Annotated in this window: 14 protein-coding genes and 1 tRNA gene; 5 read left to right on the top strand and 10 right to left on the bottom strand. The window is 43.1% G+C overall.

Annotated features, from left to right (window positions below; translation table 11 throughout):
• Positions 1 to 58: 58 nt before the first annotated feature.
• Together prfC and PATL_RS06945 are read right to left on the bottom strand one after the other, a co-directional pair.
• Entirely contained in the window at positions 59 to 1,645 is a 1,587-nt protein-coding gene (gene prfC, locus PATL_RS06950) for a peptide chain release factor 3 (protein ID WP_011574203.1), read from the bottom strand.
• A 352-nt stretch (positions 1,646 to 1,997) separates the two neighbouring features.
• Positions 1,998 to 2,987: a zinc-dependent alcohol dehydrogenase family protein gene (locus PATL_RS06945; RefSeq protein ID WP_041713475.1), complete on the bottom strand. Its 990-nt coding sequence runs from the start codon at positions 2,985 to 2,987 to the stop codon at positions 1,998 to 2,000.
• A 106-nt stretch (positions 2,988 to 3,093) separates the two neighbouring features.
• Between PATL_RS06945 and PATL_RS06940 the strand changes: the two genes are divergently transcribed.
• The gene (locus PATL_RS06940; protein WP_011574201.1) at positions 3,094 to 3,999 is read left to right on the top strand and encodes a LysR family transcriptional regulator; all 906 of its coding nucleotides are present in this window, start codon (positions 3,094 to 3,096) and stop codon (positions 3,997 to 3,999) included.
• Between the two features lie 210 nt (positions 4,000 to 4,209).
• Entirely contained in the window at positions 4,210 to 4,455 is a 246-nt protein-coding gene (locus PATL_RS06935) for a YdcH family protein (RefSeq protein WP_011574200.1), read from the top strand.
• Between the two features lie 392 nt (positions 4,456 to 4,847).
• Here the strand turns inward: PATL_RS06935 and PATL_RS06930 are convergent, their stop codons facing one another.
• Positions 4,848 to 5,660, bottom strand: coding sequence for an SDR family NAD(P)-dependent oxidoreductase (locus tag PATL_RS06930; protein WP_011574199.1), 813 nt, complete (start codon positions 5,658 to 5,660; stop codon positions 4,848 to 4,850).
• A 593-nt stretch (positions 5,661 to 6,253) separates the two neighbouring features.
• Between PATL_RS06930 and PATL_RS06925 the strand changes: the two genes are divergently transcribed.
• The 3 genes from PATL_RS06925 to PATL_RS06910 all read left to right on the top strand — a co-directional run bounded on the left by PATL_RS06925 (position 6,254) and on the right by PATL_RS06910 (position 8,637).
• Entirely contained in the window at positions 6,254 to 6,520 is a 267-nt protein-coding gene (locus tag PATL_RS06925) for a helix-turn-helix transcriptional regulator (RefSeq protein ID WP_006992269.1), read from the top strand.
• A 790-nt stretch (positions 6,521 to 7,310) separates the two neighbouring features.
• Positions 7,311 to 8,096: a hypothetical protein gene (locus PATL_RS06915; protein WP_011574197.1), complete on the top strand. Its 786-nt coding sequence runs from the start codon at positions 7,311 to 7,313 to the stop codon at positions 8,094 to 8,096.
• A gap of 286 nt (positions 8,097 to 8,382) precedes the next feature.
• Positions 8,383 to 8,637 carry a helix-turn-helix domain-containing protein gene (locus tag PATL_RS06910; RefSeq protein WP_006993853.1) on the top strand — a complete coding sequence of 85 codons (255 nt, stop codon included), beginning with the start codon at positions 8,383 to 8,385 and terminating at the stop codon, positions 8,635 to 8,637.
• A 54-nt stretch (positions 8,638 to 8,691) separates the two neighbouring features.
• Here PATL_RS06910 and rimI read toward each other — a convergent pair whose 3' ends face one another.
• From rimI to PATL_RS06875, 7 genes are all read right to left on the bottom strand, one after another.
• A complete protein-coding gene (gene rimI / locus PATL_RS06905) occupies positions 8,692 to 9,138 on the bottom strand; it encodes a ribosomal protein S18-alanine N-acetyltransferase (RefSeq protein ID WP_011574196.1) in 447 nt (148 codons plus the stop codon).
• Complete coding sequence (locus PATL_RS06900; RefSeq protein ID WP_041714297.1) at positions 9,131 to 9,670, bottom strand: hypothetical protein; 540 nt, start codon at positions 9,668 to 9,670, stop codon at positions 9,131 to 9,133. The genes rimI and PATL_RS06900 overlap by 8 nt, the downstream gene beginning before the upstream one ends.
• Before the next feature lie 425 nt (positions 9,671 to 10,095).
• Positions 10,096 to 10,172 (bottom strand) — tRNA-Trp (locus PATL_RS06895).
• Positions 10,173 to 10,245: 73 nt separating this feature from the next.
• Complete coding sequence (locus tag PATL_RS06890) at positions 10,246 to 11,085, bottom strand: choline/ethanolamine kinase family protein (RefSeq protein ID WP_011574194.1); 840 nt, start codon at positions 11,083 to 11,085, stop codon at positions 10,246 to 10,248.
• Entirely contained in the window at positions 11,063 to 11,710 is a 648-nt protein-coding gene (gene pnuC, locus PATL_RS06885; RefSeq protein ID WP_011574193.1) for a nicotinamide riboside transporter PnuC, read from the bottom strand. Before pnuC ends, PATL_RS06890 begins: the two co-directional genes overlap by 23 nt.
• Entirely contained in the window at positions 11,710 to 11,967 is a 258-nt protein-coding gene (locus PATL_RS06880; RefSeq protein WP_011574192.1) for a hypothetical protein, read from the bottom strand. Before PATL_RS06880 ends, pnuC begins: the two co-directional genes overlap by 1 nt.
• Before the next feature lie 15 nt (positions 11,968 to 11,982).
• A complete protein-coding gene (locus PATL_RS06875; protein ID WP_011574191.1) occupies positions 11,983 to 14,046 on the bottom strand; it encodes a TonB-dependent receptor in 2,064 nt (687 codons plus the stop codon).
• Between the last annotated feature and the right edge of the window lie 67 nt (positions 14,047 to 14,113).

Genomic DNA, 14,113 nt, shown 5'->3' with positions numbered 1-14,113 from the left:
CGTATTTGTTAAACACATAGAAGATGTGCAAATTGGCGGGGCGAATTGCCCCGAACCATTAATGCTCGCGAGTTTGATGGAACTCAATCTCTGGGTACCGCTCTTGGGCTAACGACAAGTTGACCATAGTCGGAGCGATGTAAGTTAGATTGTCACCACCATCGAGGGCTAAATTGGCTTCAGCTTTACGCCTAAACTCATCCACTTTTCGCTCGTCTTTGCCATAAATCCAGCGAGCTGTCGCCACATTAATATGCTCATACATAGCATCAACATTGTATTCGCCTTTAAGTCGTGCAACCACCACATCGAACTGCAACACACCTACGGCGCCCACAATCAAATCGTTGTTTTGCAATGGTCTAAATACTTGCACCGCACCTTCTTCAGATAACTGGATCAAGCCCTTAAGTAATTGCTTTTGCTTAAGCGGATCGCGCAGACGAATTCGCTTGAATAACTCTGGAGCGAAATTAGGGATGCCGGCAAAACGGAACTTGTCACCTGAAGTAAAGGTATCGCCAATTTGAATAGAGCCATGATTATGTAAACCAATGATATCGCCCGCGTATGCTTCTTCAAGAAGCTCTCGGTCGCCCGCTAAAAACGTTAAGGCATCAGAAATACGCACATCTTTACCGATACGGCTTTGATGCATTTTCATACCCTTTTGATATTTACCTGACACGATCCGGCAAAACGCAATACGATCTCGATGCTTGGGATCCATATTGGCCTGTATTTTAAACACGAAACCACTGAATTTTTCGTCTTTTGCTTCCACTTTACCTTGGTCAGTTTCACGTCCTTGCGGAGAAGGAGCCCAATCAACCAGACCATCTAGCATGTGATCCACACCAAAATTACCCATCGCTGTACCAAAGAATACAGGGGTTAATTCACCGGCAATAAATTCTTCATGATTGAACTCGTGAGATGCACCTTTAACCAAATCCAGCATATCACGCAACTCTTCTGCGTAATCGCCTATGGCAGTATCAAGTTCTGGGTTATCTAACCCTTTGATAACGCGTTTTTCCTGAATGGTATGGCCTTGCCCCGTACTGTACAGAATGGTTTCATCACGCAACAAATGGTACACACCTTTAAATTCTTTACCCATTCCAATAGGCCAAGTGATGGGAGCGCATTTGATATTCAGTACGCTTTCCACTTCGTCCAATAAGTCGATAGGATCACGCGTATCGCGGTCGAGCTTGTTCATAAAGGTGATGATCGGCGTATCGCGCAAGCGAGTGACTTCCATCAACTTAATCGTACGTGCCTCTACCCCTTTAGCAGCATCAATTACCATCAAGCAGGAATCAACAGCGGTTAGTGTACGGTAGGTATCTTCTGAGAAATCTTCGTGACCTGGGGTGTCAAGCAAATTCACCAAGCAATCAGAATAAGGAAATTGCATCACGGACGTAGTGACAGAGATGCCCCTTTCTTTTTCCATCTCCATCCAGTCAGACTTAGCATGCTGTCCAGACTTCTTACCTTTAACGGTACCGGCACGTTGTAAGGCATTTCCGAACAATAATACTTTTTCTGTAATGGTGGTTTTACCCGCATCCGGGTGAGAAATAATAGCAAAAGTACGTCTGCGTGAGACTTCTTGCGGGACTAAAGCGTTCGACATCTAATAAAATCTTCTCGTGTTTTCACGGTTTTGCATGCACAGGTAGAAGCCATCGATAGCGCTTCAATCGTCAAATCCGTCTTGTTAATCGTCATTGCGCGCTATTTTCGCTGATATTAGGCACATAAACAATCAATGCTTGTGGATCAGCTTGGATTTATACTTTTAAAACGACTAATAGTGTTTTCTCACCAGTTCTGCTGAATGTGAATGACACATCGTAAGATTGGGTAAGGCATCATTTGAAAGGCTAAAAGTGAAAACCCAATAACAGAAAAAAGAGAAATAAAAAAGGGGCCGAATTGGCCCCAAAACTAGCGCATCGCGCTAGTAACGCAGTATGTACTCAACTTTATTCAATATCGATAACGACTTTACCTAGCCCTTGACCACTGGCTAAACGATCGTGCGCTTTGCTCACGTCTTCGAGGCTGAATGTCAGATCATCTAGTATCGGCCGTAAATGACCTGCTTCAATGATATCTGCTAATTCTGTTAAAATTTGTCCGTGCACTTCACGTTTGTGGTCGTGCAGCATCGGAATAAGCATAAACACCACGTGTAATGATAACCCTTTGAAATGCGCGCCTGATAGGTCAAGTTCAAGCAACGATACTGTTGTGGCAATTTGTCCATTTAACGCAGCCGCTTCAAAAGAGTTCAGTAGGTTTTCGCCACCGACTGAATCAAAGATGACGTCAAAACCAGTACCTTGGGTGTGCTTTTGTACATAATCAGCAACCGTTTCTGTTTTGTAATTAATGCTGGTCGCGCCCAATTCTTCAATCAGTGCAGTTTGCGCATCTCCGCCCCCCGTTGAAAAAACGTTAGCACCGAAGTAACGGGCCAGTTGCAATGCGATGTGACCCACACCGCCAGAACCACCATGAACCAAGACGTTTTGACCTTCTTTAACCTGTGCGCGTTTTAGGCCTTCGTAGGCAGTGATGGCAACTAAAGGCAATGCAGCGGCTTCACGAATCGATAAATTTTTAGGCTTAGTCGCGATTAGTTTTGCGTCAGCAAGCATGTATTCGGCAAGAGTACCCTGTAAATCGGCTAGCCCACCAGCGCAGCCGTATACTTCATCACCCACGGTGAAATCCGTGACTCCTTCGCCTACTGCTTCGATGGTACCCGCGAAATCCATGCCTAATATGGCTGGAGCAGGTGGCGACAATGGCAAGTCTGGGCCCATCTGCCTAATCATCATGTCAACTGTATTAACGCTGCTGGCGGCAACACGCACTAGCACGTGGTCAGGCTTAATTTCAGGCTTGGCTATCTCGGTTGGCGTAAAAACACTGGAATCACCAAATTCATTTACAATCATCGCTTTCATCACAAGGGCCTTTTTATTGATTAATAATGTGCATTGTAACCACTTCACTTTGTAGTGATAATCGGGCAATGGATACAATCAGTTTTTAGATTTAGTTGATAATAGAATGAATATTGAACACCTCAAGCTTTTCGTGCGTATCGCCAGAACCTGCAACATCAGTGCAGCGGGCCAAGAACAGGACTTATCACCTGCCGTAGCAAGCGCTTATATAAGCAAACTTGAAGATAACTTAGGTGTTCGCCTTGTACATCGAACCACCCGCAAGGTGTCATTAACTGAAGAAGGTGAAGCGTTTTTACCTCATGCAGAAGAAATACTCACGAATATAGAAACCGCGCGGGCTTCTGTGGGAGATGGAGAGCACAACCCAAAAGGTGTGTTGAGAGTCACGGCTCCGGCCTCTTTCGGGCGGATGCATATTGTTCCCGCATTGGATGAATTTTTAGCGCGCTATCCAGATTTATCAGTGGATTTTCGCTTTAACGACTCGATAGTCGATTTAGTTGAAGGTGGCTTTGATATTGCGATACGTGATGCTGCTTTAAAAGACTCAAATTTGTTTGCACGCAAACTCGCGCCAGATCGCCGTATTATTTGCGCTTCGCCAAAGTACATAAAAAGCCATGGCGCCCCTAAAATCCCTCAAGATATAGACGCACATCAGTGCGTTAATCTAATGGGGTTAGACACTTGGGATTTTGAAACAGATAAAGGCTCGGTGAGTATTAAAGCAACGGGTAGAATCCGTATTGATAATGGTGAGGCAGTACGAGACGCTGCCATTGAAGGCTCAGGCCTTGTTATGTCATCTATCTGGTGTGTCTATCAGGCTTTGCAATCTGGGCAATTAGTTCAAGTGTTAGAAGATTACCCCATGGTATCCAAAACGGCGATTTGGGCAGTTTACCCGAGTAATCGCCAGTTAGCGCCAAAGGTGCGCGCTTTCATTGATTTCTTCTTGGCATATTATGGGCAAACCCCTTATTGGGAGCGAGCGTTGCAAAAGTAGTAACTCACAATGTTCACAGCAATAGCATTTGCAGTGCGCGATAGTTATTTCCTGTGCCAATGATTGACAAACGGCCCTATCGTCCCTATGTCTTTTGGTGGTGGCGTTAACAGTTTGATTGAACACGCTTCGCGTTGAAATGTTACCAGCGTCGATTGAAATTCAATGCTGATTGTATATGTCAGTTTATTCATAAAATAAGGAGTCAATATGTTAGGCGAAAATCACTCACTTAATAGCGATTTCCCTGAGTACAGAGAAGTCATCTCAGCACTCAATAAAAATGATGCCAAATTTGCTGAGAAGGCAAAGCAGTACGACGAATTAGATAAAGAAATACGCGTGTTAGAACTTAAAGACGCTCCTATCGATGACGAGGCAATGCACCAGATGAAGCACGATCGCGCAATGTTGAAAGACCTACTCTATCAGCGGATACTCGAGGAAAGTAAATAAGAGGCTTATCGAGCACGCTAATTAGGAAGTACCTGTTTCAGGTACTTCTTGTATCCCCCCTGTTTAATTCCGTTTGACTAAACACATATCACTAAACGTTTTAATTGCTAAGCGCTTACCTGAGAAACCATTTATCTGAAACCAGATCAGTATAACAATCTATTACGCTTAAAAGACTAGCCCGCCTTAGGGGTTCATGAATACTGTGGCTGGCCCTGCAAATGCACTTTTTAACGGTGCACACATGTTACTGAAAACTCTCACTCGGGTAATATCCACTGCAGCCGTACATAATGGACAATCTGAACACGGGCAATTTGATCATAGCCAATTTGATAATAGGCAGCATGGTTAAGTCGCTGCCACATAGAGTTAATTCGATGAAGACTCCTTTACTTAGAGGTAATACGCTGAATAATGTCATCCATGGCGGCCACTATTTTTTGCGTTTTTTGCTCATCTAGGGCGTCACGATGTGGTTGAGCGAATTGCTCAATATCATTGTCATAATATTGACCAGAGGCCTGTGAAAACTCTTCAGATAACGCACCGCGACATAAAATATCTGCACCTACACGCAAATCACTGCCCGCCATGCCATAGGCATCTTTTACCATCTTGCTGCCGAGCAGGGATTTGGGGTTTACTGCAACAATCACTGGTCCTTCCTGCGCGAACGATAATCCTAACTGACGCGACCACATGGTTAGCGCAAGTTTACTTTGGGCGTAGGCTTGCGAGTCGCTTATCGATTGATTGCCCGCTAATGCCGCCAGACTCACAGGCGCTTGAGCTGCCGAAGACACATTCACCACACGAGCGTTTTTAGCGAGAATAGGAAGCAATGCCTTCGTTAGTACATAAGGGGCTATCGTATTAACCACAAACCGCACGTCGAGTTCATCAGCCGTTATGACAGATGGTACTTTAAATACACCTGCATTATTAATTAGCGCATCAAGCACCTTGTGCTTTTCTTTAATTGCATCGGCCAATTGGATAACTTGGCTAACGTCGGACAAATCGGCCAAATAACATTCTGTTTTATCACTGCCTGTTGCAGAGGTTAATGCGGCCTGTGCATCTTGCAACTTACGATTATTGCGACCGTGTAATAGCACTGTATGACCAGCAGATAACAACATTTTTGCCGTTTCAAAGCCAATTCCGTCTGTTGCGCCTGTTACTAAAACTGTTTTACTCATGCTCGTCTCTCCAAGTGATAAAATAAAGTAATCTAACGTTAGCTGAACGTTGTCAACGCGCGGTAACAATATTTCTAGCGAGGCATCATTCAGCCAAAATAAATGCCAGCACTTATTGCCTTATGGGAAGCATCAACGCTTCAATGTATAAACGTTTCGATTTCAAACACCAGTAGATTAGCACTCAAGCATTTACCTGATAATGACTAGGAAAACGGAATCAGTTTATAGAATCGATTGATAATGGTGATAACCGACTGCATTGAGTTGCGCCGATTTGGGAGCAATTTCCCGTTTTAGTACTGTATTTCACCTCTGAAAACCCGCTTATTGCTTAAACGACTCGCCAAAGTGCGGGCATCTTCGATTAACGCTTGCAATATACACTGTGTTTATGACCTCCAGCCCCTAGAATTCGCCTAAGTTTAAGAATCTTATACAAAATTTAATTATCGATTGATTAAAAATGTTTGTTAAAAGTCATTTACAAGTTACTAGCATTGCCTTATATTCGAACAAAGAAGGGTAACTTTTTAGCCCTAAAACCACTAAATGTACGATTAAATCATGTTTAGGAAGGAAGCCAACTTACTATGTCACGTAGAAAGAAGTTCAGCGGTGTACAACTCAAATCACTTCGCAAAGAAGCTGGATACACGCAAGGCGAACTCGCGTTACGAGTCGGTATAAGTCGGGAAACTGTGTCGGCCATCGAAAACGAAAAGCCTGAAACCATGAATAGCATAGGTGTTGAGGTAATTAGTAAGTGGTGGGCAGTGTGCAGGCAAAAAGCATCAGAGCAAACCCGTGAATCTTTCTTTTCTACTGTTATGGATTATTTCGGTTTCAATCATACCTAATGCTATTGCGCGCGTACTTACCTAAACTAATTACGGCCCTCTTTGGAGGGCTTTTTATCGCCGCAGGTATTTTAACGTTTAATGACGCAGTTTTATTTGATCTTCTATTTATAGGAGTTTTGGTATTCACTGCGTTAATTTGTCGCAAAGATATAAATGTGCTCGGTGTGATCACAATTATTTTTTTACTACGTGCACTCGACGAAGCAGTCTGGTTTTTTATAAACGGCAATATTGAGACTAAACTCTTACTCTATTCATTTAGTCTAGGGATATCGTATTACTTGAGGCATGATTGGGCTGCAAAATTACTACTAATTGTTACCCTGATAATATCAACTACTGAGATTTACTGGTTTGCTTCTTCATACCCCCCACCAGAAATTTACTGGAATATAGCACTAATAATCGTCACTCTAATTGCTAGAAATTTGATATTTTCAAGAGTTAGTATTACCGAGAACTGGTTTAATTTACGTTCTAAGTCAATAAATTTAGATTGGACAATATTTCGCTTATACGGGTTATCTCTTATTTTACAGGTAGCCGTTGTTTTAGAATATTTAATTCGGCACCTAACTAACTCCCCCCACGTGCTCGTTTTTTATTCCGTAACCCCCTATATAATGCAGGTAATTTCAATATTAGCGATATGGGTAACTTTCCAAGAAAGTTATAAACTCCTGCTACCAAGATTATTGAAAGCCTAAAACTCCACATCTGCTAAGAAAAACGACATAATCTTATTCGCGAATATTCGCTTTAATTAAGACAAGTCGAGGAAGTTCAGATGAAAAAAATTATTTTGGCCGTTGGTTTTTCACTTTTTTCAGTTGTTGCTAATAGCTCTTTTGATAATAAAAATGAATACATTAACTATAATCCCCAAATACCAATTAATACCGTTCGTAACTTTTCATTAATTCTAGATGAGTTAGCAAACAACTCACCTATAAATGCTATGATCAGCGTTAAAATGAAATCACCTGTCGTTGCTATGGTGAGCGGTAAAATGAAACCACCAGTTATCGCCATGACCAGCAGCAAAATGAAGCCACCTGTCGTTGCTATGGTGAGCGATAAAATGAAACCACCAGTTATCGCCATGACCAGCAGCAAAATGAAGCCACCTGTCGTTGCTATGGTGAGCGGTAAAATGAAACCACCAGTTATCGCCATGACCAGCAGCAAAATGAAGCCACCTGTCGTTGCTATGGTGAGCGGTAAAATGAAACCACCAGTTATCGCCATGACCAGCAGCAAAATGAAGCCACCTGTCGTTGCTATGGTGAGCGGTAAAATGAAACCACCAGTTATCGCCATGACCAGCAGCAAAATGAAGCCACTTGTCGTTGCTATGGTGAGCGGTAAAATGAAACCGCCTGTCATTGCTATGGTGAGCGGTAAAATGAAACCACCAGTCATTGCTATGGTGAGCGGTAAAATGAAACCACCTGTCATTGCTATGGTGAGCGGTAAAATGAAACCGCCTGTCGTCGCCATGACCAGCAGTAAAATGAAGCCGCCCGTTATTGCTATGAATACAGGTAAAAGTAAGCCGCCTGTTCTTGCCTAACACTTAGCCAAATAAAACAAAGATATAAGCTAAGCAAACTAACGACATATCAGTTTATCAAGTAGATTAAGCCTCACTCTGTGAGGCTTAACTTTCCACACGCGTGTATAAATCGCTGGTAACGATTCTGCCCATAGCCCCCTCAAATAATGTGAAATTAATTCACCTTGTGGAATCCAATCCACATTTGTTGGCATACACTGCGCCTGACAATAGAAAAACAGAGTTTTTTTATATGCTGTTTTAGCTCTGTTGTAGTTTCAATAAAATTATGAGGAATAAAAGCATGTATATCACAGGTGCAGATCTAAGAAAAATGAGACAAGACGCTGGCTTAACCACGGTTAAAATGGCAAAGCTTGCTAACGTTAAAACACGTAAAACCTATGAAAACTGGGAAAAAGAAATTGGTAGCCCTAGCATGAATCAGTTCATTGCCATGTGCGTAGGTTGTAACTACAACTCATCTAAGTTTGTTAAGCTAGCGATCGAACGTCAAGATCCTACTCAACAGTTAAACATTTCTTCAGCTCGTAGATAATGTTTTCGATGTGAAGCCCGCAAGGGCTTCATCGATTATCAATGTCGTTTAGCTTTAGTCACCCAGTACTAACTTCATCATCAACGCGTCTTCTCGTCCATCCTGCGTTTCATAATAGTCTTTACGACACTCAATTTGCTCGAAACCATATGCTTGATATAAGCCTATTGCGGCAACATTAGATGCCCTAACTTCTAACCAAACGCAATGCATGTGTTTATTTACGCACAATGCTAAAAAATGTGACATCAACACCTTACTTAGCCCTCGACCGCGAAACGCTTCACCAACAGCTATATCCATCAAAGTGGCTTCATCAACCACAAATAATCCAACATACAAGCCTGCATACATGTCGTCTTGCAGTAACGCATAGGCTTGATAATTATCGGTCAAGCAATCAGCAAACACAGGTTCAGACCAAGGGTGAGTGTGCCCTTGGCAATGGATGGCATAGGCACATCGGTAGTTATCTTGATTGAGCTGAATTAAATCAGTCATTATTGTGCTTGAAACCAGATAACGTCGCCCACAGCTGTTTTTTAGTAGAAGATGAGAAACCGTTTCCGTATGCAGGGGTTGTTAGTAATCTCCCCTCTAACATCACGTCATCACCAACCTGCCACGCGAATGGATACCCGTCGTACTGAGTACACTGAGCATCCGCTATCTGCTCGTAATTTTCTTTTGAAATACCAATGCTAGATAAAATATCATTCAAGAATTTTTCAGGCAATTCGGCTAGTCCCACACCTAGAACGAAACTGTTCGGCACTATTTTTTTATCTAATGTCGATGCTGTTGCTGAAGTTGCGCCGGATTGAGTTTTAAGGCGCTTTATCGCATCAGGTACTGGGCTGGTCTTTTTGCTGTCATTAGTTTTTGCAGGGTCGATATCTGAACGAATTGAATCTTGCGAGCTTAGCTGGCTAGTTTTAGGCTCTGAGCCCTGAGGGTACCAGGCAACAATGCCCATCTCGCCAAGAACAGCTTGTTGATACAAAGTCAGTGTATGTGTTGTTTTAGTATTCATGGGCATAGATTATCACGATATCTTAAAAGAAGGCGGGCGCCAGTCGTTAATTAGTAGCAATTTATCAAATCCCATTGTACTTCTCATCTCTCAGCGGGATAAATCCATAAGTCTAGGTCGTTTGAGATGTGGCTAACAATAAGGTGTAGGAAATTTGTCAGACGCTATAGGGCTTCTCACTCTGGAATAGAGCAAATAGGGTATTCTAAATACATGGGGGATATGACTGAAGAGTGGATCTGAAAAATTGGCAGGGGTGGAGGGATGTACTCACGTACTTCCCTGTACCTGACCGTAAACGGCGCTGCGCGGTACAAATTGTTCCTGACAATTTGTCAAACCCCATGGGGCTTCTCACCCTCCAATCGGGTAAAAAGTTATTTTTAATTCATGGGGAATATGACTGAAGAGTGAAGCTGAAAAATTGGCAGGGGTGGAGGGATTCGAACCCCCAGCCATCGGTTTTGGAGACCGCTGTTCTACCAATTGGAACTACACCCCTACTGAGGGGCTGAATTATACGTAACAAGGGTAAAAGGTAAAGTGCTTTTATAGCTAAAATATCAGGTTTAGGTTCAACCGCTTATTTTATCGGCAGTATGACATTGTGAAGCGGTTATTTTCTTTGCTACAGCGTACCAAAGGCGACTAGTTAGATTAACTAACGGAAGCATTTCAGTGGTCTTTTGTAATACTAACGGCAGTGGTAACTGCGTATTTTGTGCATATCTTGATAGCAAATAAGTTTGAACCTCAAAATTGAGATTATTGACTTCGATGCAAGCCGCTAAGTCAAAGTAACGATTTGATAACGCGCAATATTCCCAATCGAATATCAGGTTAGATTGTTCTGTTGTGACATGCTGAAACGACAAATCATTATGGCAAAAAACTAAATCATGGGGCGGTGTAGCAGACCAAATGCTCGCTAACCCCTGCGCTTCCTCGTGCTCTTTCCAATATTGTTGCTGCGGCAATTGTGATAGATAGCCTGCCCACTGTGCAGGTAAATTCAGTCTATGCCCTTCAATATCTAAGCTATGAATGCGATGCAATGCATCAGCCAACTGACACGCTTTAATGTCTTCGCTCAGAGTGCTGTTTTCCAAAGTATGACTTTGTACCCAAGCATCTAATTGAAAACCAGCGGCCGTTGACAGGTAGACCGGCTCACAGGCCATCCCTTTCTGCCAGACCGCTTTTTGAATATCGAATAGCTGTTGACGATCAAGTTGATTTACCTGATCAGATTCGAACATTTTCATAAAAAATCGACCAGAAGGAGTGGTTAAACAATAACTTGTATTAACCGCCCCGGCCTTTTGAACTGGCTTTACGCTAAATCCATCTCGGCAGAGCGCTAGACTTGTTAGCTCAGCCAATACAGCTGAGTTAAGCTGATGCCGATGGGGCATAAGGCCTACCTACATGCTGTTGGCGCCAATTGATATAACCATATACCGCAAATAACACATAAAAAATAAAGAGTGCCCCCGTTAGATACATCTCTTTCGCGAAATACAAGTAACAGGCAAAGCTATTGATCACAATCCAATAAAGCCAGTTTTCTAACACTTTGTGCGCGACCATCATAGTGGTGTAAACACTGAATACTGTGATAAAAGCATCTAGGTAAAGGTATTGAGAGTCCAACCACATACTAGCAAAAACGGTCAGACCAAACGCGATACACGTTAATAACACTAATCGCACCAGGTGCTTTTGAATAGACCAGCTTTGAATGGGGATCTCGTCATCTTCACGCTGCTTCCATTGTTGCCAACCATATACCGCCATTAACAAGTAATAGGCGTTCAGTAAGGTATGAAACAGCAACGAAACTTCCCAAAATAACCAAGTATAAATGCCAGTGCTTACCAGTGCACAAGGCCAGCACCAGATATTTTCTCTCGCTGCTAGCCACACATAAGCAACAGCGAGTATTACCGCCGTTGCTTCTAACCAAGCCGTTGCTTCTAGCCAAGGTAGTGCAACAAACTGCTGAGCAATATTATTGAACAGCTCGATTAAGCCTTGCATTACACATCGCTGCTCATTTTGTCACCATTTAAGAACTTGCATACAAATATTGCCTGCCCGACTTCCTGATGACTGCGCTGCATTTCTTTAGCGAGTACTTGCATGGTTGCCAAATAGTCCCCGCTCACTAAAGTACTGGTAGCACTGGTGACTACCTTCAAGTGACCGTATTCATTCAAGCGGTCGATAAAAGTTTGGATCGGCTCAAGGTACTGTTCGTTTAACGGGTACATTGAAATCTCTGCGACTAATTTCATTATTAGCTCCTCTTGCTAAAAGTTGTATTGAGCACTGATGCCCACTTGACGGCCATCTCCCAGTTGATAATAAGGCTCCGGAGTGGCGTAACCTTCTCGTGGGTCATTGTTGAATCCACCAAAACCACGGACGTAGTAAGTTCGGTCAAACACATTTTTTACCCACACAGAACACGACCAGTCTTGTACATCAAAACGCATCGCGGTATTGACCAACACATAAGATGGTGACTTTTCGTCGTGACCGTCAGAAAAGCGGTATTCGTCCTTACCATCTGCGTCTATCGTCCAACTGACTTGCTCAGACAACTGCACATTGGCGCCAATATTGAAGGTGTAGTTTGGTGCTTGGGCTTGGTCTTGCTTATCAACAACCGAGCCATCGGCTAGGGTATAATCTTCAAAAGTGGCATCAAGCCAACCGAAATTAGCGTGCAAATATACACTGTCGTTTACTTGCCAGCCTGACTCTAATTCATAACCCCAGTTAGTGCCTGTATCAGCATTACCTATGATGTCAATGAATGTGGCGCTACCGTCTTCACGAGTTTGTACATCATAATCACTGACTTGGGTGTCTTCACGGTCCATGTAGAAAACTGCCATGCGAATAAAGGCGTCGTAATTGATAAAGTTGCCCTTTACCCCAATTTCGTAGTTCCAATTGTACTCAGGTTGATAAATACGCTTGTCCGAGCTGACCCGCTCATCTGGATTAAAGCCAGCGGCTTTGTAGCCCCTTGATACGCTGGCATAAACAGAGGCGCTATCGATACTATAATCAAGCACGGCTTTACCGCCGATCAACGTTTTATCATTGCTTTGGGTGAAACCGCTTATATCGCTGTAGTCTATTTCAAAACGATCGGCGCGAAGGCCCAAGCGTAAACTAAGGGTGTCAGACAGTTCGGTATCGACTTGCGAATATACGGCGAGGTTGTCTTGTTGATAACGACTTGTAAAGTCACCGTCTGCATAGGTGTATTGGCGCAGTAAACTCTCATCCATGGATTTCGAATACAGGCCAAATAACCATTGAGTTGAGCCATTGAATAAAGTTGAGTTGTCGTTTGATAAAAAGCGTATGTCAACGTTATCTGTATCGCGCTCTCTGAAATAGCTGTCTACGGAAGAATACTCGTCAGGATGAAAGCCGACGTATGTCCAATCTTCATCGTAGCTGTAGCCCATATCTGAATCTGATTGACTCAAAATAACAAAAACATCCGTAAGCTCGGTGTTTATTTCCGTTTTTAGGCCTAGGGCATGAGTTTTTTGGCGGTCGAAACCCGGTTCATCAGCACGTGATTCTCGAGTATTTTCCAGAGAAAACGCGTCATAACCGTTATCTATATCGAAATATTGATAATTAAGGTCGAAGGTCAACCAATCTGCAGGCAGATATTTCAGTTTTACTCTTGAGGTAAATTCATCTAGGTTATCGGTGTCGTCACGATTTAAAAAAGTATTCTGTACAAAACCATCACTCTTAAACTGTTGAACCGCCACACGATAGAATAGATTATCCGTTATGGCATTGCCGTAAGCGCCGCCTACACTCCATGTATTTTGCTCGGCAAGTGAAAATGATAATTTACCGCTTTGATCCGGTCCGGCATCAACGGTTTTAACCTTAATAACCCCGGCCATGGCACTTGCCCCAAACTCGGTCGCTTGTGGGCCGCGCAAAATTTCAACTTGTTCCACATCAAACAAGGTGCCCACACCTGCAATACCAGAGAAGTCAAAGTCATCCACTAGAAATCCAACAGATGGGTTACTTGGCTCTGAAAATTGGCTGCGCTCACCGATACCGCGAATTTGAATGAATCGCCCGCGAGATGCACCACTGGCAAAGTTGATATTGGCGCCAACATTTAAAATATCTTCAAGGTGTTGCGCTTGGCGAGCTTCAATTTGTGAATCGCTTAATATGGTTGCGCTTGCAGGGATGAACATTAACGCTTGCTGGCGAAAATCTGAGCTAACAGTAATACGTTCAATGTCTTTGGACTCATCAGCGTGGCTGGCGAAACTTGATGCTATGGATAGAGCAAGTAAGGTAGAACAAAACTTCATTGGGATCTCTTCAGTAAAGGTTGAAAAGATCCGGCTTTGCGGCAGATAAATGGGAGATGTTTACATT

Source organism: Paraglaciecola sp. T6c (assembly GCF_000014225.1).
Lineage (GTDB): Bacteria > Pseudomonadota > Gammaproteobacteria > Enterobacterales > Alteromonadaceae > Paraglaciecola > Paraglaciecola atlantica_A.
Note: the sequence above shows the minus strand (reverse complement) of the source record. Positions and strands in the feature narration are given on the sequence as shown.